19 protein-coding genes are annotated in these 21,454 nt (G+C 47.0%); 13 read left to right on the forward strand and 6 right to left on the reverse strand.

Translation table 11 applies throughout. From position 1 onward, the window contains the following. The first annotated feature begins 1 nt into the window (after nucleotide 1). The 5 genes from D6M16_RS17120 to D6M16_RS17140 are packed head-to-tail and all read left to right on the forward strand — an operon-like array spanning nucleotide 2 to nucleotide 6,337. Nucleotides 2-2,155, forward strand: a complete 2,154-nt coding sequence (locus D6M16_RS17120; protein ID WP_120513014.1) for a type I secretion system permease/ATPase — start codon at nucleotides 2-4, stop codon at nucleotides 2,153-2,155. Continuing rightward, nucleotides 2,148-3,467: an HlyD family type I secretion periplasmic adaptor subunit gene (locus D6M16_RS17125; protein ID WP_120513015.1), complete on the forward strand. Its 1,320-nt coding sequence runs from the start codon at nucleotides 2,148-2,150 to the stop codon at nucleotides 3,465-3,467. Before D6M16_RS17120 ends, D6M16_RS17125 begins: the two co-directional genes overlap by 8 nt. A 23-nt stretch (nucleotides 3,468-3,490) precedes the next feature. Then, entirely contained in the window at nucleotides 3,491-4,825 is a 1,335-nt protein-coding gene (locus D6M16_RS17130; RefSeq protein ID WP_120513016.1) for a TolC family outer membrane protein, read from the forward strand. Then, nucleotides 4,822-5,412, forward strand: a complete 591-nt coding sequence (locus tag D6M16_RS17135; protein ID WP_120513017.1) for an OmpA family protein — start codon at nucleotides 4,822-4,824, stop codon at nucleotides 5,410-5,412. The genes D6M16_RS17130 and D6M16_RS17135 overlap by 4 nt, the downstream gene beginning before the upstream one ends. 16 nt (nucleotides 5,413-5,428) lie before the next feature. Further along, nucleotides 5,429-6,337: a PstS family phosphate ABC transporter substrate-binding protein gene (locus D6M16_RS17140; protein WP_120513018.1), complete on the forward strand. Its 909-nt coding sequence runs from the start codon at nucleotides 5,429-5,431 to the stop codon at nucleotides 6,335-6,337. Between the two features lie 81 nt (nucleotides 6,338-6,418). On the opposite strand, the gene D6M16_RS17145 is transcribed toward D6M16_RS17140, so the two are convergent. The 3 genes from D6M16_RS17145 to D6M16_RS17155 all read right to left on the reverse strand — a co-directional run bounded on the left by D6M16_RS17145 (nucleotide 6,419) and on the right by D6M16_RS17155 (nucleotide 10,443). Then, a complete protein-coding gene (locus D6M16_RS17145; RefSeq protein ID WP_240435646.1) occupies nucleotides 6,419-7,618 on the reverse strand; it encodes a GGDEF domain-containing protein in 1,200 nt (399 codons plus the stop codon). A gap of 188 nt (nucleotides 7,619-7,806) precedes the next feature. After that, the gene (locus tag D6M16_RS17150) at nucleotides 7,807-8,352 is read right to left on the reverse strand and encodes a DUF1415 domain-containing protein (protein WP_120513020.1); all 546 of its coding nucleotides are present in this window, start codon (nucleotides 8,350-8,352) and stop codon (nucleotides 7,807-7,809) included. An 81-nt stretch (nucleotides 8,353-8,433) separates the two neighbouring features. Next, complete coding sequence (locus D6M16_RS17155; RefSeq protein ID WP_120513021.1) at nucleotides 8,434-10,443, reverse strand: exoribonuclease II; 2,010 nt, start codon at nucleotides 10,441-10,443, stop codon at nucleotides 8,434-8,436. Nucleotides 10,444-10,855: 412 nt separating this feature from the next. Here D6M16_RS17155 and D6M16_RS17160 point away from each other — a divergent pair, with 412 nt between their 5' ends. Next, nucleotides 10,856-12,592: a sensor domain-containing diguanylate cyclase gene (locus D6M16_RS17160; protein ID WP_120513022.1), complete on the forward strand. Its 1,737-nt coding sequence runs from the start codon at nucleotides 10,856-10,858 to the stop codon at nucleotides 12,590-12,592. A gap of 166 nt (nucleotides 12,593-12,758) precedes the next feature. Beyond that, the gene (locus D6M16_RS17165; RefSeq protein WP_120513023.1) at nucleotides 12,759-14,639 is read left to right on the forward strand and encodes a DEAD/DEAH box helicase; all 1,881 of its coding nucleotides are present in this window, start codon (nucleotides 12,759-12,761) and stop codon (nucleotides 14,637-14,639) included. 100 nt (nucleotides 14,640-14,739) lie between these two features. On the opposite strand, the gene D6M16_RS17170 is transcribed toward D6M16_RS17165, so the two are convergent. Then, on the reverse strand, nucleotides 14,740-15,696 hold the full coding sequence (locus tag D6M16_RS17170; RefSeq protein WP_120513238.1) for a LysR family transcriptional regulator: 957 nt from the start codon (nucleotides 15,694-15,696) through the stop codon (nucleotides 14,740-14,742). 396 nt (nucleotides 15,697-16,092) lie between these two features. Here D6M16_RS17170 and fabG point away from each other — a divergent pair, with 396 nt between their 5' ends. The 3 genes from fabG to D6M16_RS17185 all read left to right on the forward strand — a co-directional run bounded on the left by fabG (nucleotide 16,093) and on the right by D6M16_RS17185 (nucleotide 18,380). After that, nucleotides 16,093-16,827, forward strand: coding sequence for a 3-oxoacyl-ACP reductase FabG (gene fabG, locus D6M16_RS17175; protein ID WP_120513024.1), 735 nt, complete (start codon nucleotides 16,093-16,095; stop codon nucleotides 16,825-16,827). A 222-nt stretch (nucleotides 16,828-17,049) separates the two neighbouring features. Beyond that, complete coding sequence (locus tag D6M16_RS22330; RefSeq protein ID WP_162941093.1) at nucleotides 17,050-17,289, forward strand: hypothetical protein; 240 nt, start codon at nucleotides 17,050-17,052, stop codon at nucleotides 17,287-17,289. 155 nt (nucleotides 17,290-17,444) lie between these two features. After that, nucleotides 17,445-18,380, forward strand: coding sequence for a DUF4382 domain-containing protein (locus tag D6M16_RS17185; RefSeq protein ID WP_120513026.1), 936 nt, complete (start codon nucleotides 17,445-17,447; stop codon nucleotides 18,378-18,380). A 40-nt stretch (nucleotides 18,381-18,420) separates the two neighbouring features. On the opposite strand, the gene D6M16_RS17190 is transcribed toward D6M16_RS17185, so the two are convergent. Further along, complete coding sequence (locus tag D6M16_RS17190) at nucleotides 18,421-18,753, reverse strand: DUF3392 domain-containing protein (RefSeq protein WP_120513027.1); 333 nt, start codon at nucleotides 18,751-18,753, stop codon at nucleotides 18,421-18,423. 202 nt (nucleotides 18,754-18,955) lie between these two features. On the opposite strand from D6M16_RS17190, the gene arfB reads away from it, so the two are divergent. Together arfB and D6M16_RS17200 are read left to right on the forward strand one after the other, a co-directional pair. Continuing rightward, nucleotides 18,956-19,369 carry an alternative ribosome rescue aminoacyl-tRNA hydrolase ArfB gene (gene arfB / locus D6M16_RS17195; RefSeq protein WP_120513028.1) on the forward strand — a complete coding sequence of 138 codons (414 nt, stop codon included), beginning with the start codon at nucleotides 18,956-18,958 and terminating at the stop codon, nucleotides 19,367-19,369. 116 nt (nucleotides 19,370-19,485) lie between these two features. Continuing rightward, nucleotides 19,486-20,370 (forward strand): aspartoacylase, encoded by an 885-nt coding sequence (locus D6M16_RS17200; RefSeq protein WP_120513029.1) that lies wholly within the window; start codon nucleotides 19,486-19,488, stop codon nucleotides 20,368-20,370. Here the strand turns inward: D6M16_RS17200 and D6M16_RS17205 are convergent. Beyond that, nucleotides 20,354-20,683, reverse strand: coding sequence for a DOPA 4,5-dioxygenase family protein (locus tag D6M16_RS17205; protein ID WP_120513030.1), 330 nt, complete (start codon nucleotides 20,681-20,683; stop codon nucleotides 20,354-20,356). The two genes, D6M16_RS17200 and D6M16_RS17205, sit on opposite strands and share 17 nt — an antisense overlap. Nucleotides 20,684-20,909: 226 nt before the next feature. On the opposite strand from D6M16_RS17205, the gene D6M16_RS17210 reads away from it, so the two are divergent. After that, nucleotides 20,910-21,452: a cysteine hydrolase family protein gene (locus tag D6M16_RS17210; RefSeq protein ID WP_120513031.1), complete on the forward strand. Its 543-nt coding sequence runs from the start codon at nucleotides 20,910-20,912 to the stop codon at nucleotides 21,450-21,452. The last annotated feature ends 2 nt before the right edge of the window (nucleotides 21,453-21,454 follow it).

The following is a 21,454-nucleotide window of genomic DNA, read 5'->3' on the forward strand; positions in this document are numbered from 1 at the left end:
CATGAAAATATCTGACAAACCGCTTAACGATGAGTGGCTGGAAACGGTGATCTGGTTCTGTCGCCATTACGGGCTTCGTTGCCATCCTCTGAAAGTGACAGCGGGGCTGCCTTTAGAGCAAGGTTTGCTGACGGAGAAACTCTTCATCCGGGCGGCCGCGCAGGTGCAACTGGAAAGCGGTGCAATAGATAAACGCCATTTGGGTCAGGCGACCCTGCCCGCAGTGGCTACTTCGTTAGCAGGTCAGCCATTGATCCTGGTTGCGAAAGAACAGGATCAATACAGGGTGCATTTCCCCGGGCAAAGCACGAAAGAGCAGAGTTGGTCCGAGACCCAGGTTCTGCAAACGATTCAGCCGGAAGTCTGGCAAGTGTCAGCCGCGCCTCAAAGTGACAGCCGGGTAGAAGATGTCAAGCCAGCGAAGCAGCAGCATTGGTTTCGCGCTGTACTCAGGGAAGTGCGCCCCTGGTATAGGGATATGTTTGTGGCATCAATTGTCATCAATTTACTTGCTCTGGTCATGCCGCTGTTCACTATGAATGTCTATGACAGAGTGGTTCCCAATCAGGCGTTTAACACACTCTGGGTATTATCTGTTGGTGTGCTGGTGGTGATTGTATTCGACTGGTTATTACGCAGTGCGCGGAGCTCAGTGACGGATATGGCCAGCCGGTATCTGGATAACAAATTGTCGGCACAGTTGTTTCAGCGGGTCATGGGCATGCAATTGGAACACAGGCCACAGTCGGTGGGGGCGTTTGCACGCCAGTTGCAGGAATTTGACAGTGTCAAAGATTTCTTTACATCGATCACGCTGGTCGCGTTGATTGATCTGCCCTTTACGGCATTGTTTCTGTTGCTCATTGGCTGGTTAGGCGGGGCAATGATGTTTGTGCCTGTCACTGTCATGCTAGCTTTGTTGTTATTAAGTGCCGTAATGAAAAACAAAATTGCCGACACTTTTACGGAATCCGGCCGCTATTCAACCCAGCGTCAGGCACAGTTGTTTGACAATCTGAGCTCGCTGACGGAAATAAAGCAGAATAATGCTGAAGGCCTGGTGCAAAAACGCTGGGAGCAGACGGTGGTTGCGTTGTCTGAGTGGCAGACACAGTCGAGATATTATTCGAATCTGGTTTCGCACTCCATCATGAGCAGCCAACAATTGGTTACCGTTTTTTTGATTGCACTGGGTGTGTATCAAATTGCAGAAGGTAACCTGAGTATGGGCGGGTTAATTGCGATTGTTATGCTGAGCGGCCGGGCGGCCGGATCGGTCAATCAGTTATCTATGCTGCTTTTGCGATATCAGCAGACCCGCTCAGCCATTGAGGGACTGAACCAGATCATGGATTTACCGCAGGAAGAAACGCCACATCAGGTGATAGACCGCGGTGAATTTAAAGGCAGTTTTGCCTTTGAGAACGTGAGTTTCCGTTATCCGGGTTCAGAGCTTGATGTACTGGAAGCGCTGACTGTCAGTATCAAAGCCGGTGAACGTATTGGCATCATAGGTAATGCTGGGTCTGGTAAATCCACACTGATGGCGCTGATCGCCAGGCAATTGCAACCAACACACGGGCAAATTTATTACGAGCAGCTGGATGCCAATTTGTGGCCACCCAGTGTAGTGCGTAATGCGGTTGGCTGGGTAGGGCAAACCCCTGGGTTTATCTTCGGTACCGTCTACGAAAACATTACGTTTGGTAATGACGTCATCGATGAAGCCCGACTGGCAAATGCTATCGAGTTATCCGGACTAAACGCCTACATGCCGCGTTTGATGAATGGTCTGGAAACCCAGGTAGGGGAAAATGGACGACAACTTTCTGGTGGTCAAAAGCAAGCGGTCGCCATCGCCAGGGCATTTTATCGTAATCCTTCTTTGCTGTTGATGGATGAGCCCACCACAGGGCTGGACAAACAGGCCACCGCACAACTGTTTCGCACGATCCAGAATTTGCCCAGAAATATCTCAGTCGTTATCTGCTCCCATCAGTCGTCATTTTTGTCTCTCTGCGATCGTATTTTGGTGCTGGATAAAGGCAGGCTGGTGGCCGATGGTAAGCCGCAGGACATTTTGTCCCGTCATGAAGGCAGGCAAAACAGCCGGATTCGTTCAGTCAGCATAGTGAAAGGTGGCCAGCATGAGTAGTCAGATCATGTGGTCCAATAATCGCCAGGCGTACCGGTCAAGAAAACTGATCTGGTTATGTGTGGCGCTGTGTGCGGCAACCCTTATCTGGGCCAGCTGGGCCAGGCTGGATGAAGTAGTGGTGGGGGAAGGTAAAGTTGTCCCCACGCTATCGGTACAGAAGATTCAAAGCCTGGAAGGCGGGATTATCAGGCAGGTATTAGTGAGTCAGGGCGACCGGGTAAACAAAGGTCAGCCGTTGATGATACTGGACGATACCCGCTTTCGTGCCGCCTTTCAGGAAGCCGGTCAGCAGGTGCAGAGCTTGCTGGCGCAGGAGAAACGGCTGAAGGCTGAGCTGAATAGTGTGAAGGTAAATCCAAAGGCAGACGATTGGCGTCAGCAGGTCGTCATTGATAAGCAGCCATTGGACATTAACCCAGGCTTACCCGCTGAGCTGAATGCGCAAGCAAATTATACAGAACGCTTAGAGCAACTTTCCTCTGAACTGGAACAGGCACAGTTTCGTATTGATCAGCAGGATCAGGCATATCGAGATACTCAGAACACCATACAGACGCTCAAGCGCAGTCTGGAAATTGTTGAAAAAGAGATCTCAATGCTCAGAGACGTCGTGGCAAGCGGTGCAGTGGCTGAAGTCGAACTGCTTAAACTGAGACGTGATTATGTGAAACTGGTCGGGGATATGGCCAGTGCTAACACTCTGGCACAAAAACAGAAAGCAACCTATTCCGAAGCGATTGTAGATTTTCGGGGTATTGCGTTTGATTTTCGTTCCAAGGCACAAGGGCAGCTGAATGAGGTCGCGGCCAAACTGGCTCAGTTGAATGAAAGTCAGCAGGCGCTGGCCGATCAGCTGAAAAGGACACAAATTTTATCCCCGGTGGACGGTACGGTAAAAGACGTACTTATCCGCTCAATTGGCGGTGTTGTTCGTCCGGGCGAACCCATCATGGAATTGGTGCCTTATAACAGCAGCTTGATTGTTGAGACCAAAATTTCGCCTCAGGATATCGCCTTTGTTCATGTGGGGCTTGAAGCGACAGTAAAATTCTCTGCGTATGACTTTGTTATCTATGGCGGCAAGAAAGGAAAAGTGATTTATGTCAGTGCAGATGCATTGCAAACGGAAGAAGGTGATGCTTATTACCGGGCGCATATTCAGCTTGATGCGAATGATGATGCTCAACCATTCACCATCATTCCTGGTATGCAGACTGCCGTGGATATACTGACAGGACAAAAAACTGTTTTGAGTTACTGGCTCAAACCTTTGTTAAGAGCGAAAGAAGTTGCTCTGCGTGAACCCTAATAACAATAAGGACAGGATAGGTAATGCGATCCAAACTACTTTTGATGACTTGTATGCTTGGTTTGACTCCGATGGGAATATCCTCAGCTTATGCGCTTTCTCTTGAAGAGTCGGTCGCTGCGGCTATCGATTACAGCCCGGAAGTTCTGGGACAATATGCCAGGTTTCAGTCTGTTGTAAGAGATCAGGACGAAGCGCAAGGCTTTTATTTGCCCCAGGTTAACCTTTACGCAGCGGCTGGTTACGAAGAAACCCGCTACAGCAGTGGGAATAAAATTGCTCCAGATGACAGGGGGCTGACACGTACTGAATTGGGTGTGAAAGTGTCACAGCTGATTTTCGATGGCATGAAAACATCCGCCAATATTGATCGGCTCGGCTACGAGGCCGAGTCTGAACGATTAACTCTGATAGCCGACGCCGAGAATGTTGCTCTGGATGTTGTGCGTGTGTATCTCGAGTATCTGAAATCGCAGCAAATCCTGGAGTTAAGCAAACGCAATGTCGTCGATCATGAAACTATCTATAACAATATTCTTGATCGGAAAAAGAAAGGGCTGAGCAGCAACTCAGACTTAGCCCAAATAGCGGCCCGTGTGGCAACGGCAAAATCCACGCTGATTTCTGCCCAGAATAATCTGTACGATCAGGAAGCGCAGTTTATGCGATTGGTCGGGCTGCCAACCAAAGAACTGGTAACACCTGTATTTGATTACAGCCTGCTGCCACCCGATCTGGATATAGCGATTAATCAAGCCGTAGAAAACCATCCGGAAATACAAGCAGCCATTCTTGATATCAAAGCGGCCCGCGAAGAAATCAGGCGTGAAAAAGGTGGCTACTATCCTGAGCTTAAACTGGAGGCTTATGGTAATAAAAATGAAAATATCGGGGGCGTAGAAGGGCCTGAGGAAGATGCTCGCCTTATGCTCACTTTGGATTATGACCTGTTCAACGGGGGAAGTACCAATGCCCGCATTGAATCGGCAGCATGGCGGGCTGAGCAAGCCAGATCAATCCGGTTAAGAGCTGAACGCCAGGTGCGGGAAGGCACAACGCTGGCATGGAATGCCTACAACATGCTGGAGACTCAAAAGCAATTGTTGCGTCAGAACGTTGATGCAGCCAAAGCAGCCGAAGAGGGTTATGTTCAGCAGTTCAACGTTGGGCGGCGCAGCCTGCTTGATGTTCTTGATGCCAAAGTGGAAGTCTTTCTTGCCAGAAAGAACTATGTGAATGCGTCATACGATCACACCCTGGCCGCTTACCGAATGTTCAATGCGATGGGAATTCTGACTTATGCACTACGTGTGGAGCATCCTGAAGAATGGCAGACAGAGAAGGAGAAACAAGGATGAGACATAGTCAGATTGGATTGATCACCCTCTCTTTATTATTGCTGTCTGGCTGTGCTGATATGCCGGATACGACAACAACACGTCATCAGATTGATGACCTGCGTGATACCGATCAGGATGGCGTGATCAATCAAAGGGATATCTGTTTAGACACTCTGCGGGGTGCTCAGGTTGACGAACATGGCTGCGCGTCCTGGCAGGTGTTTGAAAAATTAGATGTTTTATCCGTGTATTTCAACTTTGATGATGACCATATTCGGTTGGATCAGTCGGACTCATTTGATGAGCTGTTGACTATCATGAATGACAATCACGAAGCCAAAGTCATTTTAGTGGGGGACACCAGTCCGGAAGGCACCGAAGAATACAATGATGCGTTGGCCAAAAGGCGCACAGGTGTTATCAAAGATGCACTGGTGCTGAATGGTATTGCCCCTGAACGTATTTCCGAGCAGCGCTATACGCAGATAACCTCGCTGACTCAGTTCTTAAAAGTACGTAAACGCCGCACCATTGCGGTTATTACCAAACCGGAAATGGCAGTCAAGCCGGCTTGGACAATTTTCAGTTCCGAGCAAACTCAGTGACAGGATAAATCACACCATGCGATTGATGATGACACACACCCTGATTGCCACGGGGATTATGCTGGCCAGCAGTTCAGTGTTTGCTGCTGTGGCCGTTGAAAAAGAGCTGAATGTTATGGTCAGTGAGTTGGCCAGTGCGCAAGACAAGTCTGTCCAATTGATTGAAAAAGGCGATATTCAGGCAGCCATGATCGCCAATGAAGCCAGCCTGGGAATCAGTTCCCGCAAATGGCTGGATAGTGAAATGGCCTTGTTTGAGAATAAATTCGGTTATCGACCGGTACAGATATTCTTTACTTATGATGCGGTTTCAATTCTCGTCAATAAAGATAACCCCGTAAGAGCCATGACGATGGGGCAACTGAAACAAATTTTTGGCTGTCAGGATTCACCTCAGAAACTGGACTGGCGCCAGTTGCCGGATCATCAGAATGAGGATTTTTCAACGGCCGTGCCCTATGCCGTGTCAGGTGAGCTGGATACACACTTAAATTTCTCTAAGCTGGTGGATTGCGGCAGTGAGCAGTATCTGGCGACACAATTTCTCAGTAGTCACGATGAAATGAACGATAAGATCCGCCGTGATATCAATGCAATCGGCTACTCCGTTTTGCCTGATGTGCCCGATGACCTGAAGCGTATTGCCATTTTGGATGACAGAGGTAAAGCCTTCACAATAGATCCGGAAACCGTGCTGTCGGGCCGATATCCATTGGCTAATGTCTATTTTCTGTCACTTAATATTCCACCCAAACAGAAAGGGCTGACAAGTGAGCAACAACAACTGGTTGACCTGACGTTTAACCAGGATAACCAGTCAATAATTGAAAAGCATGGTTTCCTGCCGCTGCCAGAAGAAGCGGTGCATAGAAATCAGGTCAAGTTAAAGCAGGTATTGCCTATGGTTGTCGGCGGATATAAGTAGCTATTGAACAGAAGCAGCGTAACAGCCTTAGCAAAATGAGAAGGCTGTTACGCTTGCAAACAGAGAGTGGAGACAGGTGTTTTACACCACCTGATTTCGGCCGTTTTGCTTAGCTTTATACAGTGCTTTGTCAGCCACTTTTAACACGTTAGCGGTTCTGGAGTCTTCCAGGCTGTCTGCAACACCAATACTGACGGTAATTTGTACCACTTCGGATTGTTTGCTCTTACCGCGTTTTCGTTTGCCGTCTTCATCATCAGAAGGCCGTTTCTCAAAATCTCTGATGTGCATAGGGTAACTTGCTATGGCTTCACGTAATTCTTCAAGAGCATCAAGACACTGATTTTTGGTTTTCCCCTTAATTAAGATGGTGAACTCTTCACCACCATAACGGTAAACATCCGCTTTAATGTTGATATTAAGGAGTAGCTGGGCAACCAAACGCAGTACATCATCACCCGTCTTATGGCCGAATTTATCATTGAATTTTTTGAAGTGATCGACATCCAGCATGGCCAGTGTGTATGTGCGGCCAAGGTGCTTTAACTCAGTTTCCATTGCCCGGCGTCCGGGTATGCCCGTCAGCGGGTCAATGAAAGCCAATTCATGCGAACAGGAAATCAGATTCAGCAAAAGCAGGCTGGAAGCGGCTGTAAAGGCAACACTGGAAATATAGGGCTGCTGGAACTGAAATAGCGTTAACCCGGTAAACAGCAGGCAGATGAAGGTGGCCTGATCATAGCCTTGATTTCTTTTCAGAATAATAGAGGCACTGGCACAAGCCAGGGCAACAATCAGTATTATCAAGAGCAAAGGTAACGGAGAATAGTCACCGAGGGTATAAAAATACATCTGCCAGGTGGTGTTATATCGTTCAGGATTTACATGGTTGATCAGTAACCAGCCCCAGCAAAGCTGCAGGCCCAGAATGCTGAGATAGATCAAACCAAAGCGCGAGAAAAGCCGCCTTTCAGGAATGAAATGAAGTTGGAACAGGTTAAGCGGCAGAAGTACTGCCAGTAAAATATACGTCAGTCCGGTTTGCGATTGAGACAGTGGCGCCTGAAGGTTTTGCTGAATCAGATAGTAGGCAAGCAGCATCAGCATCGCGCTGATCCCAGTCTTACTTTGATTGAATGGCTGACACAGCATCATTACCAAACTCAACAGTATGTAGGGAAGCAGTAGCAAAACATCAACGTGCTGCGACATGATAGCAACGATGTCGCTATGAGACGCAAAAGTGCCTGCCACAAGGGCCAAAGGCAAAGCGAAACGCATTTTGGCGTTTCTAAATACTGAAAATGAGAGTGTATGCATTACAATATTCCCTATCAAGGAGATATCATAGCTAACTTAATGCTTAATCCCAACACATTTGAATGCTTGCACTCGATAAGTTTGGTCAATGAGTTTTTTTGATTCATGGGTCAGATATATGAAATTAATAAGCCCTGCATGGTTGTCATTTAGGGTTTGCTAAATAAAAACGGGAAAAGACGACGAATATCTTCCTCAGATAATCCATTCATTTTTTCAATATTGCGCTCAGGTATTCCTTCAGGATCAGGATAGTGAGCCAGCACTTTTTCCATACTATCTTCACGAATCAGATGAAATATGGGGTATGGAGCACGGTTTGTCAGGTTTTCTGCGTCATCTGGTTTAGTCCCGTAAAAACAATAATCAGGGTGAAAACTGGCTACCTGGTAAATGCCATCCCGGTCGCACTGCCTGATTAGGGCATCCACCATATCAAGAAACTGATTGTACTCGTCAAAATCCTGTAAAACGTTAGGGCATACAACAAGGCTTGTATCAAGATCACACACTGGTGTCTCATCTAAACGTATTAATTCCTGATAGATATTTTCCATCAGTGTTTCAAGAGAATCCGTCTCATAAATGGCAATGCGAATTTGTCCCTTTCTGCGTGGTTTTGCGGCAAACGGGCACAGATTTAAACCAATGACGACATTATCAAGCCATTGCTCAACGTTGTGAAGATACGACATGGAATACCAGAGTGTATGAACGACTAATCAGATTGGAGGGTGAAACCAGGTTGGAGTATTCCAACCTGGTTTTTGGGGTTATCACGCTTTTTCGGTTTCAGCCTGATTTTCTGCGGGTTCCTGAGTGTTAATCTCAGGGAATTGCTTCACAGGTTTGGCGACCAATTGACGTGTTGTTTCACGTACTTCTGTCAGGATAATGTCGAAGTGATCGCCCAGCTGGAACTCGCGCACTTTATCGATATTAATGATACCCAGATCACCGTTGCATTCGATGCGTTGCTTGTTGTCCAGGATCAGTGGCGCAGGAATAAAGGCTGAAGCCCCGTTTTCAAGCAAGCGAACACGCATGCCGGCGCGGTTGATGTCGAACACTTCTGCGGTGAAGACAGAACCTTCCTGAACGGCGTCTTTTAGCAGGCGAACATATAGCCAGTCAGCCACATCACGCTCTGCCATGCGGTGGTTACGGCGGTGCGTGGCAATTTCCTCACCAATATTATCATCTGGCGTTTGTGTTGGCGCATTGCCGGAAATGACCGCTTTCAGCATCCGGTGGTTGATCATATCGCCATATTTACGAATCGGAGATGTCCATGTTGCGTAGACATCCAGGCCCATTGCGAAATGCGGAGCAGGCGTATTACCCACTTCACTGTAGGCCTGGAATTTGCGCAGTCGGTTATCCAGATAAGTGGTATCCAGTGTGTTCAGCCAACGGCGCAGGGCGCTAAATCCTTCCAGGGTTAACAACTGCTCTTTTTCGAATGGTGCTTCTGCATTGGTCAGGAAGTCCATGGCGGTATCGAGTTTTTCAGGATTGAAGCCAGCATGGGTGTTATACACACCTTTGCCGAATTTTTCCTGAAGCACACGACCGGCACAGATATTCGCGGTAATCATGGCTTCTTCAATCATTCGGTTTGCAGTGCGACGAGGATCGGTATGTATAGCGATCACATCGTTGTCTTCACTCAATTCGAAGCGGTAGTCCGGACGATCCGGGAAGACCACGGCGTTATTGCTGCGCCATTCGCTGCGGGCGTTGGCAAAAGCCTGCAGAGCTCGTACCTGCTCATCAATAACGGCTGAAGGTGACCAGTTTGCTGAGCTGCCATTTTCCAGATAGTCGGAGACATCATCGTAGCTTAAACGGCCCTGCGAACGAATCCATGCCGCAAAGAAAGTAATGTCATCGCCAATCACACCGTCTTTATCAACCGTCACACGGCAACACAGGGCAGGGCGTTTCTCATTCTCCATCAGAGAACAAAGTTCATCACTCAATTCACGTGGCAACATCGGGATGTTGCGGCCTGGCAGGTAAATGGTGAAGCCGCGTTCGCGAGCTTCCTTATCCATTTCATTGCCAACTTCGATGTAAGACGTCGGATCGGCAATGGCTATGGTGATTTCGAAGCTGCCATCCTCTTTCGCTACGGTATAAATGGCATCGTCCATGTCTTTGGTTGATTCGCCATCAATAGTAATGAAAGGTATTTCAGTCAGGTCTTCACGTGTCAGGCCTTCTTCAAGCATGTTCCAGCTCGCTTGCGGAGCAGGCTCTGCATTAGGAAGATCATGGCGTGCCAGCGTGACCCACCAAGGGGCAATTTTATCTTCGCTATCAGTAATTTTTTCGTTGATTTCACAGAAGAAAGTCTTGTTATCGCCAACAAGCGGGTGGCGAGTCAGATGAGCAACAACCCAGTCACCTTCTTTCAGGGTTTCAGGGTTTAATCCCTTGACTGTGCGTGCTTTGATAGCGTCTTTCAGCTGTGGATGATCCGGAACAACATTCAGGCGGTCTTTGATCAGTTTGACGCGGCCAATAAAGCGGGTCATGAACTGTTCAACCAATTCTTGCGGCTCAGCAACTTCACGCTCTTTTTCTGTACGAATAACCGCAACAACACGATCGCCGTGCATTACCTTTTTCATATAGTTAGGTGGAATGAAGATACTTTCTTTTCCATCGACTTCCAGAAAACCAAAACCGCGGTCTGTGGCTTTGATTTGGCCTTCCTTCTTAGGAAGCGACTCTTGAATTTGTTTTTTCAGTTGTGCTAAAAGCGGATTATCTTGAAACATTATGCCTGGTCCCGGATTATGAACCGTCACACTATACGTATTAACAGGCTCAAAACCAAGGGTAATCCTACTTTTCCGGCTTTCACTGTTAAGAAGGGCTGCGTGTGTTGTTGAGAAAACTATGCATCCTGCAGGCACTTAGGTCTTGAAGGTGTGGATGATCATTTGTCTGATAAATGACATAACGACTTAATATACAATGATATATGTATCAGTAGGCACTGGGGCTTTTCTGGCGGCATAACGAACATTAATTGTTCATATTAATGATTGGTCACAAATGTTGCAGAAAGTTATCCTTCAATATTTCGAAGTGTGCACCTGAGGTCGTTATTATTTTCAATCTGGAGTATTTTGTACTCTGTTCTACCCACGATGAAGTGACAAGACAGATAATCGCGTAAGGAAAAGCATGCCGTTTAAACTCAACGATGAGTTGGATAAACTCGTTGATACGCTTGCCCGTCAGGCAAACATGGAGCGTTGGTGCCATCGTTTGCTTTCAACGCTGCATCATATGCTGGATTTAACCTATCTGACTTTACTTGTTGAGCATGAAGGCCAGTCGAAAGTGCTGGCGAGCTGGATGGGGAATGAAGAGTTTAAGTACTACCTGCACCCTTTATCGTTATCGAATTACAATGGCGTACCGTCAGAGTTACTTTTAGAATCAAAACAATCCCGCAGGGCCGTTTCTGCACAATCTGCAACACCGTTTAAAGCCATCTGGAAAGATCAGCCAGGTGATTGGCGCCGGGTGATTTTTCCGATCATTATGCACGAAAAAGCCGTTGCCTATTTATACGCAGAAACGCCGACCCCAGAACGCCTGGATGACAACCTTAAAGCCTTCGAGCGAGTGTTGTTATTGATAGCGTCTGATATCAGTGTACATATGCTGCGGGAAGAAGCACTGACCCATAATATCAGTCGGCGCAGTGTTGAAGCTGAACTGGAAGTGCGCAACTACTCGCTCAGAGAATATTTATCTTTATTAAAGCAGTTACATGAAGTCACGCTGGCACTTGCGGAATCTAACGATCTGGATTGTTTGTACAGAACCGCGATAGAAATGGGCCGGCAAAAGCTGGGTATCGATCGGTTAGCTATCTTTCTGACAGATATGCAGCAGTACACCATGCAGGGGACGTATGGCACTGATCCTCAGGGCAACGTTGTGTCCCGCCGCACTTTTGTTAACGATATTCCCGATCATCCGCTGGTCCATGAAGCACTCAGCCGCAAAGACGTGGTCGTTGTTAAGGAAAATGCGCCTCTTTATTACGGTACGCAGCAGGTTGGTACAGGCTGGAATGCCATGATCTCAATGTGGAACAGTGATAACTGTATTGGCTGGATTGCAGCAGATAACCTAATTAGCCAGCGAAGCCTGACTGATCACCAGAAAGAAATCATGAAATTATTTGGTGCGGCGCTGGGCCAGCAAATCGTGATTAAGCAAAGTCATGAAGCCTTGACCAAGCTGAATGCTGAACTTGAACAGCGTGTGCATTTACGCACCCAGGAATTGCAGCAAACAAACAAGGCATTAGAAGATGCTAACCGGCGGCTGGAAGCCTGGTCCATGCAAGATGGCCTGACCGGCGTGGCAAACAGGCGCTTTTTTGATCTGACGTTGAAGCGATACTGGCAAGTGGCCACACGCAGAAAGTTACCGCTAAGCATTATTATTCTGGATGTGGATCATTTTAAATCTTTTAATGACACCTATGGGCATCAGAGAGGCGATGTGTGTCTTAAACAGGTCGCAGTGACATTAGACAATATAGTGAACCGCTATGAGAAAGCGGTATTCAGTCGCTATGGCGGCGAAGAGTTTGTCTGTCTTGTGCCGGAAATGGATGCTGAGTCGCTCAGGCTGCTGGCTGAGGAAATGCTTGATGCCGTCAATCAGTTAAAGATCCCGCATTCTGGTACACGTCAAGGGGTTATCAGTATCAGTATGGGTCTGTATTCCAGAGTGCCAACGGAAGACATTCAGGAAGAGGTGCTCTTAGCAGGAGCAGATCAGGGGTTATATCTCGCGAAACAAGGTGGCAGGAATCAATATTTTCAATGGGATGAGAACCAGTATGCCCAGAAAACTTGTCAGGGTGTACATATCGCAAGCTGTTTGAATAATAAATAATTGCTTAAGTTATAATTTGTGACAGCAATCAATTTTTTCTGGTAATTTCGACTTGAATAGCGCACAATGCGCGCCTTAGTCGAGGCCCATGCTTGTGGATACAGTTGCTGAACCGTGTTAAAGGCAAAGGGGCCCCGTTTACGTTCGATTACCTATTGGGATCCCAATGCAAGAATCTGTTACAGAATTTCGCCAGTTAGAACTGGCCGACACTCTTTTATCCGCACTTGATGCGATGGGCTTCGTGGCACCTACTCCAATTCAGGCTGCTTCCATTCCACTTCTTTTAACCGGTACCGATGCGCTGGGTCAGGCTCAGACGGGTACAGGTAAAACGGCTGCATTCTCTCTGCCACTGCTGAACAAAATTAACCTGAAGCAACACAAGCCTCAGGCCATTGTTATGGCACCTACTCGTGAGCTGGCTATTCAGGTTGCTGCTGAAATTAAGAACCTGGGTAAAAATATCCAGGGTCTGAAAGTATTAGAAATTTACGGCGGTGCGTCAATCGTCGATCAAATGCGTGTGCTTAAGACTGGTGCCCACATTGTTGTTGGTACCCCTGGTCGTGTGAAAGACCTGATCAGCCGTGATCGTCTGCACCTAGATGAAGTACATACTTTCATTCTGGATGAAGCAGATGAAATGCTGAAAATGGGTTTTGTTGACGACGTAACCTGGATTCTGGAGCAAGCGCCAGAATCAGCACAACGCGTACTTTTCTCTGCAACAATGCCACCTATGGTGAAGGAAATCGTTGACCGATTCCTGCGCGATCCTGCACGCATTGATGTTGCGGGTGAAAACCGTACCGTAGCGAAAGTAGAACAGCAATTCTGGGTCGTAAAAGGCGTAGAAAAAGACGAAGCTATGATTCGTATGCTGGAAACTGAAGAAACCGATGCCTCAATTGTCTTCGTGCGTACCCGTCAGGATACTGAGCGTCTGGCAGATTGGTTGTCTTCACGTGGCTTTAAAGCAGCAGCACTTCACGGTGATATTCCTCAGTCTCTGCGTGAGCGTACTGTTGATCACATCAAACGTGGCGTTATCGATATTCTGGTAGCGACTGATGTTGTTGCACGTGGCCTTGATGTACCACGCATTACACACGTATTTAACTACGATATCCCGTTCGATGTTGAATCTTATATCCACCGTATTGGCCGTACTGGCCGTGCCGGACGTAAAGGTAAAGCGATTCTTCTGGTTCGTACTAACCAGATCCGTATGCTGCGCACCATTGAACGTGTAACGAAATCCCGCATGGAAGAGATTCAGCTTCCTCTGCGTGATGACGTGGCTCTGGCGCGTTTGGATCGTCTGGGTAAAGAGCTGGAAGAGCAGAAAGAAAGCGCCAGCCTGGAAGCATTCGTAGAGCTGGTTGAGAAACTGCAAGGTTCAGTAGATGTTGATGCGACTACCCTGGCAGCTATTCTGCTGAAACGTCAGCAAGGCAACCGTCCTTTGTTCTACAAAGGTCCGGACCCTATGATTGCTGCGATCGAACGCGAGAAGCAGCGTCGTGACCGTCGTGGTGACCGCCCGGAACGTGGCGAGCGCAGTGAACGCGGCGAGCGACGTGAGCGCCGTCAATCCAACAATGCCGATTGGGATACTTACCAGTTGCAAGTTGGCCGTGAACAAGGTGTTCAGGTTAAAGATATCGTTGGTGCCATCGCGAACGAGCTGGGTCTGAGCAAAGACTATATCGGTGCTATCAAACTGGCTCCTGAGCATACTTATGTTCAGTTACCTAAGAAGATGACTCCGGATATCATCGCCCAACTGAAGAAACTGCGTATTCGTCAGAATGACGTGAAGGCTGTGGTTGTTGAAGACAATGTTCTTCGTGAGCACCGTCGTGGCGGCCGTGATGGCGCACCACGTGATGGTGCACCGCGCGGTGGACGTGATGGGAACCGTGGCCGTCGTGAAGGCGAGCGCCGTTTTGATCGCAACCGTGGTGGCGACCATCGTGGCAGCTTCCGTGGCGAGCGTAGCCACGCTCCGCGTCAGGAACGCAGCAAGGCAAGCGCTGAGTAATTCCTGGCTGAAATGTCATGAAATAAAAACCGGGGGAAACCCCGGTTTTTTTATGCCTGAAATCCACTGGAAACAATACGACAAAAGAGATATGACAGATTTATACTGTTACTCGTATTTTTATGGGGTCGGGCAATCCCAGGGCCTTTTTATTTATTCTGTCCATTTCCTCAACGCGTTCAATTAAATAATCTTTAAAATTGACACAACGTACAGGCATATACTTACGGGGTTTAAAGTAAAGGTTAAGTTCAAATTGACTGCTGACATAATTTTTGAGAACAGCTTGAAGCCGGCTGTTATTTAATTCTTCACTGACAAGACTGTAAGGCAGATATGCGATACCCCCTCCGGCAAGCGCAATATTCTTCAGTATTTCACTGTCGTCAGCTTCAACAGTTTGGGCTATTTCTACTGAGTTGTACTCACCATTTTGCTCGAATATCCATTTATTGCCTCCAACCAGTGTCGTAGCGTAAAGGCAAAAATGCTGCTTTAACTGTTCGGGAAGGCGTGGCTCACCGTATTGCGCGATATATTTGGGTGAACAGCAGGCGATAAGTGGTTCACGGATGAGCGATCGCTTTACCAGCAAACTGTCTTTATCTTGAAAACCTCTGTATGTTGCGTTTGCACGTATCGCGAAGTCAACTTCATGAACATGATCGACTTCAAACGCCGTTTCAAGAACAACAAAATTGATAGACGGATGGAGCTGGACATATTCACCAATAATCTGGCTGAGGTAATGTTTAGCAAACAGAGGCGTGCTGGCTATACGTATCTGGCCTTTATCTTCATTACTCAGGTTCTGAACTTCATTAAAAACATCATTGATCTCACTGTTTATCAGGTTAAACCTGTCATACAAACGCTGTCCTGCCTGGGTCGGTGATATCTTTCGTGTCGTTCTTTTCAGCAGGCTGACACCCATGCTTTCTTCCAGCTCATTGAGCCAGCGACTGCCGGCAGACGCAGAAATCCCGTATTGCTTTGCAGCTTCACTTAACGAGCCATGTCGCACTACGTGTAGAAAAAAAACTACTTTATCAAGCATGCCTGCATCTGATCCTTGAGCACTTCCCTGATACATTTATAGCAAACGCCGTCTTCATTACCAGTGAAGAGTTCATGACGGGGGCGTGATAACAACTAATACACTGTTTTATATGAAATAGTACAGGTGACTTATTGGAAAAATGCGACATGTGTAATTAAATATCATATTGGTAACAAACTATCTTGATAGGCTTGATGATTACCGCTCCGTTATTCAGCAGGTAATTGGATTAATAGATTAAATAGAGTGGTCGCAAAGGTGAATTGCAGCATTGAGGGTAATCTTTTGATTTGTTTGCTCTAAAATCAACATGATGGAAGTGAGCGGTGAAACAGTGTGCCCGCACTGGATTCGATTTTCGCTTCAGTTTTTTGAACTCAGAGGGAATTAAGTATGCTGAACAATAAAGTTTGCATCGTTACGGGAGGCGCACAAGGTATAGGCCGTTGTATTGTCGAGACCTTTGCCAACCAGCAGGCTGAAATTGTCTATGCCTGTGATATGAATGCAGCAGCAATGGCTGAACTGGAGAAAACGTACAAAAATGTAAAAGCCATTGAGCTGAATGTCTGCGATCGGGAGTCGGTAAGTCGCTTTGTTGACAACATTGTAAAAGATTATGGCCGTGTAGATGTGCTGGTAAATAATGCGGGGATCACCCGAGATAATCTGATTGAGAAAATGACGGAAGACGAGTGGGATATGGTGTTGGATGTAAACCTGAAAGGGGTATTCAACATGACGCAAGCAGTTGCTCCGGTCATGATGGAGTCAGGCGCAGGGTCAATCATTACTATGTCATCTGTTGTGGGCACAGACGGTAACATTGGACAAAGTAATTATGCTGCCACGAAAGGCGGCGTGATTGCGATGACCAAGGGTTGGGCGAAGGAATTTTCACGAAAAGGCGCTCAGGTGCGAGCAAACTGTATTGCCCCTGGCTTTGTGGAAACGCCGTTGACCGTTAACCTGCCTGAAAAAATTCTGGAGTATATGAAGTCGAAAACGCCATTGAAGCGTATGGGTAAGCCAGAAGATATTGCGAACGGTGCGTTGTTTTTAGCCAGTGATAATTCCGCGTTTATCACGGGACAGACACTGAAAATTGATGGTGGCCTTGTTATTTAGTCCCTGGGTTTCAGGGTTGCTCTGTCCACAAAAGCCTTGAGAAATCGAGGCTTTTTTGTTTTTAAGTCTTTCAAGTGAGATCTCAGTTCAAGTATATATTTATAGTCATTTGCCCTGATGTCTATCGCTATCTTAGTGAGTGTAAATGTATAGAAATCACCTTTAAATATTGTGAATAACACCGTATTATTTTGCCAATTGGCATATTTTTGAGGTGAGTGAGTGCTTTTTGGTTATATTGCACCAAGTTTGCTGCTTATCGTAGTAGGGTGCCTGTTCACTCTTGCGATGGCATTGCATAAGCAATGGCTTTGGCTGACTCGTATCTCGCTGATTGGCTTGCTGCTGGCAGCAGCCATGGTCGTTAAGTATCAGTATCAGGATCTGCAATCAATCGGTTCGTGTCTGCATCGCCTCGAAAACCCTCGCTCAGTTCAGCATGGTTGCATGCGGGTGGACTGATCCCGTCGCTATAAAGCCGCGTATTTGCCTAACATATTATGCCTTTGGGGTATTTTTTGTTCTCCTTTGTCATCTTGTTGTTAACTTTCGTTGCAGATAATGCTTTGACTGCAATAACTCGTTAAGCTTGACCAAAAAGCGAGTGGAGCAGTCAAATGAAAAAATTAATGATAGCCGGTGCGGTAAGTATGGTATTGGCTGGTTGTGGGTCAGATTCCGATGATAAGTCGACGGGAAAGGTTTCTCTGGCTATGTCTGATGCCCCGGTTGACGGCTTAAAGCAGGTCTGTGTGGCATTTGACAATATTACTGTGCATCACTCAGGCGGCAGTGAAGCGTCTTGGGGAACAACGTCGTTTGCTGCAGATCAAAGTTCTGCAGCTTGTGTGCCAGAAGGTCTTGCTATTCCTGAAGATGCAAACGGGAATCCAGAGTTCATGGTGATCGACCTGCTGGATTATCAGGGCACTGATGCGCTTCAGGTGCTGAGTGATGAAGTATTACTTGCCGGTCAATACACACAGATGCGCCTTTCTGTGCTGGAAAACGGTTCGTATTCTGACGGCACACCCTATTCACATGTTGTGACTGACACAGATGCAGTGGAAGGTATCCGTGTTCCAAGCGGCGAGCTGAAACTTGATGGCTTTACTGTCGAGGCAGATTCAACTCAGGCTTATACCATTGAATTTGATTTGCGCAAAAGTATGGTACTGAATGCCAACGGCTACCAGCTCAAACCCCGTGGCGTACGTGTTGTTGATAACACAGCCGTCGCAGTTATTGACGGTACGGTTGGCGCATCCTTGTGTAGCAGCGACTTGTCTAATGCATTTGTCTATGTGTATTCAATAGCAAATGGCGGCCAGTTCGGTGATTTAGGTTCTGAAAATGAACCTTTGGCATCAGCATCGGTTGATCCTGTCACGGGCCAGTATGTGATTGGCTATCTGCCGTTAGACACTTATGACCTGAACCTGGTCTGTAATGGTAATGAAGATGATCCGGAGCAAGCCGGTGATACACTGATTGTTGATACCACACTACTGGACCAAGTGCTTGGCACCGATGGTCTGACAGTGAACTTCTAATCAGCGCATAGTGTAAAAAAACCGCCATTCGGCGGTTTTTTTACACCTGGTTATTTCTTTGCGCCCAACTGCCAAGAAAAATGAAAGTCCCCAGTATTACCGTAAACAGCCACACATTACTCATTCCATTCAGTTGTTTGGCTAACCAGGGTGTGGCGGCTATTATCATGAAGCCATAGCCGAATGCATTGACAAAAATGAAGGCACAGGTGCGCAGGATAAAGTTCGTTCCCGACAGATAGCGCCGCAGGATCATATTGATATCTGAGCCAAATACCACAAGCAGGCATGCAATCATGGCCGTTGCGATGTCACTGATCCAAGGACGTAAAAACTGCCCGGATTCTGCTAAGTACCCCAGTAAAATATTCATAACCGACTGTTGTAAAACATAATGATTCTTGATGACGACAGGATACGCTCACTCAAGGATACGATGAATCCCCCCGAAGGCGAGATGCAGAGTAGATCACAGATTGAAGGTGTTATCACTCTGGGTAATTTGGCTTTTCGCTGGTATTTCAGGCTTCAGGCTCAGATAATACCAGTAGGGAAGTTCAAACGATTAAGTGGTTATGTTGCATATATCGAACACAGTACAGATAGCAGACTGGGAAATAGAAATTACCGCCGTTCGCGCTCAGGGAGCGGGAGGGCAGAATGTCAATAAAGTCTCCAGTGCCATACACTTACGTTTTGATATTAAGCGCTCCAGTTTGCCTGATTTTTATAAAGAAAAACTGTTGCAGCTCTCTGATCAGCGAATAACTAAAGATGGTGTCATTATCATCAAAGCTCAGCAGTTCAGGACTCAGGAGCAAAATAAAGAAGATGCTCTGCAAAGATTGCAGGCTTTGATCCAGTCAGCAGCAAAGCAAGAGAAAAAGCGTCAACCCACAAAGCCGACCAAATCCTCTCAGCGGCGCCGGGTAGATAAGAAAACCCAGCGCGGACAGATCAAATCGATGAGAGGAAAGGTGACGCATTAAACGATTGAATAGTCTCGCTCTGAATCTGCCTGTTTATTCGTTTGTTTGCCACTGAGAAGGCTGGCATACTGAGTTTCTCTTCGAGTTTTCTGATAATCCAAGTGGTGATGATAAGGATGAAAAGCATTAATTCTGTAGCAGTTGTGGGCGGCACTCATGGTAATGAATTCAGCGGTATTTATCTGCTGCGCAAATGGCAGCAAGATGCCAGGCGTATTACCCGCGAGAGCTTCACTACACAGACTCTGTTTGCTAATCCCAAAGCGCATGAAGAGAATAAACGCTACCTTGACAGCGATCTGAACCGTCAGTTTGCGGTGGAAGATCTGGCTAACCCTGAGCTGGCGAACTATGAGCAAAGCAGGGCGAAGGTCATGAATGCGGTGTTGGGGCCAAAAGGGGATGCCAAAACAGATTTCATCATTGATTTACATAATACAACCAGCAATATGGGGCCTACGTTAATAGTGCTGCAATCGGATGACTTCAATATCCGAATGGGCGCGTATGTTAAAGCGCAGATGCCAGAGGCTGTGGTGGTATTTGAAGATCAAATTCCACTGGCTGATCATAAGTTCGTCTGCTCTATTGCCCAACAGGGAGTGATTGTTGAGATTGGCCCTCAGCCGCAATCTGTCATTCGCCAGGATGTGCTGGATTGGATGGAGACAATGACTGGTCATATCCTGGATTATGTCGATCTGTATAACAAATGCCAGTTGCCGGAATTACCGCCAACCTATGAAGCATTCCGTTACACCGAAACCTTAAAACTGCCGGAAAACGCGCAAGGAGAGCGAATCGGCATGGTGCATAAAAATGTACAGGATAACGATTTCAAGCCTCTGCATGGCGGCGATCCTATCTTTACCCTGTTTGACGGCAGTGAGATTTGCTGGGATGGCGATTACGAAGCTTACCCGCATTTCATCAATGAAGCAGCGTACTACGACAATAATCTGGCTATGTCTCTGGCGGAAAAGATCACCGTCGAGCTGTAAAAATAGCTGTATGTACAGGTAATTGTTTGCCCAGCCAGCGAGCATGTATTGTGTGATCATTCAGCTCATTTTCTGATACCGGGTGGATCAGTACAGACAAACCTTCTCTGTGCTGATCCAGCCAATCAATAAATCCCGTCTGATTATCGGCAAAATGCATTTCAAACATTGGTTTGTCGTGTGGGCCTACCAAGCGTGGCACCAGCGGGTATATTGCCAGAATATCGGCTTGTCTTTCTGCAATAATGCGCTGGCGTACCTGTTCCGCTAAATCCAATTGTGGTAAGTCAAAATATACGTGAGCGTGAAACATAGTACCCCTTCCTCTCTGTAAATACCTTTCCAATGGCTTCATCTTACTTTGACTATGGCGCAGTACCAGAGTGTCAAAATGAATAGATCGTTCGAAAAAGTTGAACTAGCCTGACATTCATAGTGATACCAGGATTGTTAAATTGTGGGTTTAACTGCATATTGTGCATTTACTGACTGACTACCATTGTCACTTTTTCTGCCACTCAATGATGTAAGGACACACGATGAAAACAGCCGTTCTGATTATCGACGTACAGCGTATTTGTTTTGAACCTCAACCTCAGCCATTTGAAGCAGATGCCGTGGTTGCCAGGATTAATCAGATCACCACATGGGCCAGAAAGAACGCCTTGCCTGTCATTTTTGTTCAGCATGAAGAGCCAGACACAGAGATAGCCTATCAGACCGAAGGCTGGCAGTTACATACTGATCTGATCACCGCTGAAGGCGATATCTTTGTCCGCAAAACGACGCCGGACTCCTTTCATGACACTGTGCTGAAAACCACCCTGGATCGTCTTGAGATCGAACAGCTTGCCATTTGCGGCTATGCGACGGATTTTTGTGTGGATACCACAACGCGGCGAGCGGCAGTCATGGGTTATGAGATTGAATTAGTGTCTGATGCACATACCACCCATGACAAACCGTATGCAACCGGTGAATTGATCCGGCAGCATCATACCTTTGTGTTATCGGCAGCCGAGAGTTTTCCGGTCAAGATTAAGGCGGTCACTACTGCTGAGTTGATCGAAAGCAGAGTATGAGT

This window comes from Photobacterium salinisoli, assembly GCF_003614885.1.
Lineage (GTDB): Bacteria > Pseudomonadota > Gammaproteobacteria > Enterobacterales > Vibrionaceae > Photobacterium > Photobacterium salinisoli.

Excerpts from the sequence above, each read along its gene's own strand:
- D6M16_RS17145 (WP_240435646.1), bottom strand. The coding sequence starts at position 7,618 with ATGCGTTTCGCTTTGCCTTTGGCCCTTGTGGCAGGCACTTTTGCGTCT.
- D6M16_RS17185 (WP_120513026.1), top strand. The coding sequence starts at position 17,445 with ATGAAAAAATTAATGATAGCCGGTGCGGTAAGTATGGTATTGGCTGGT.
- D6M16_RS17140 (WP_120513018.1), top strand. The coding sequence starts at position 5,429 with ATGCGATTGATGATGACACACACCCTGATTGCCACGGGGATTATGCTG.
- fabG (WP_120513024.1), top strand. The coding sequence starts at position 16,093 with ATGCTGAACAATAAAGTTTGCATCGTTACGGGAGGCGCACAAGGTATA.
- D6M16_RS17210 (WP_120513031.1), top strand. The coding sequence starts at position 20,910 with ATGAAAACAGCCGTTCTGATTATCGACGTACAGCGTATTTGTTTTGAA.
- D6M16_RS17120 (WP_120513014.1), top strand. The coding sequence starts at position 2 with ATGAAAATATCTGACAAACCGCTTAACGATGAGTGGCTGGAAACGGTG.
- D6M16_RS17130 (WP_120513016.1), top strand. The coding sequence starts at position 3,491 with ATGCGATCCAAACTACTTTTGATGACTTGTATGCTTGGTTTGACTCCG.
- D6M16_RS17160 (WP_120513022.1), top strand. The coding sequence starts at position 10,856 with ATGCCGTTTAAACTCAACGATGAGTTGGATAAACTCGTTGATACGCTT.
- D6M16_RS17150 (WP_120513020.1), bottom strand. The coding sequence starts at position 8,352 with ATGTCGTATCTTCACAACGTTGAGCAATGGCTTGATAATGTCGTCATT.
- arfB (WP_120513028.1), top strand. The coding sequence starts at position 18,956 with ATGTTGCATATATCGAACACAGTACAGATAGCAGACTGGGAAATAGAA.
- D6M16_RS17200 (WP_120513029.1), top strand. The coding sequence starts at position 19,486 with ATGAAAAGCATTAATTCTGTAGCAGTTGTGGGCGGCACTCATGGTAAT.
- D6M16_RS17190 (WP_120513027.1), bottom strand. The coding sequence starts at position 18,753 with ATGAATATTTTACTGGGGTACTTAGCAGAATCCGGGCAGTTTTTACGT.
- D6M16_RS17125 (WP_120513015.1), top strand. The coding sequence starts at position 2,148 with ATGAGTAGTCAGATCATGTGGTCCAATAATCGCCAGGCGTACCGGTCA.
- D6M16_RS17165 (WP_120513023.1), top strand. The coding sequence starts at position 12,759 with ATGCAAGAATCTGTTACAGAATTTCGCCAGTTAGAACTGGCCGACACT.
- D6M16_RS17205 (WP_120513030.1), bottom strand. The coding sequence starts at position 20,683 with ATGTTTCACGCTCACGTATATTTTGACTTACCACAATTGGATTTAGCG.
- D6M16_RS17155 (WP_120513021.1), bottom strand. The coding sequence starts at position 10,443 with ATGTTTCAAGATAATCCGCTTTTAGCACAACTGAAAAAACAAATTCAA.
- D6M16_RS17135 (WP_120513017.1), top strand. The coding sequence starts at position 4,822 with ATGAGACATAGTCAGATTGGATTGATCACCCTCTCTTTATTATTGCTG.
- D6M16_RS17170 (WP_120513238.1), bottom strand. The coding sequence starts at position 15,696 with ATGCTTGATAAAGTAGTTTTTTTTCTACACGTAGTGCGACATGGCTCG.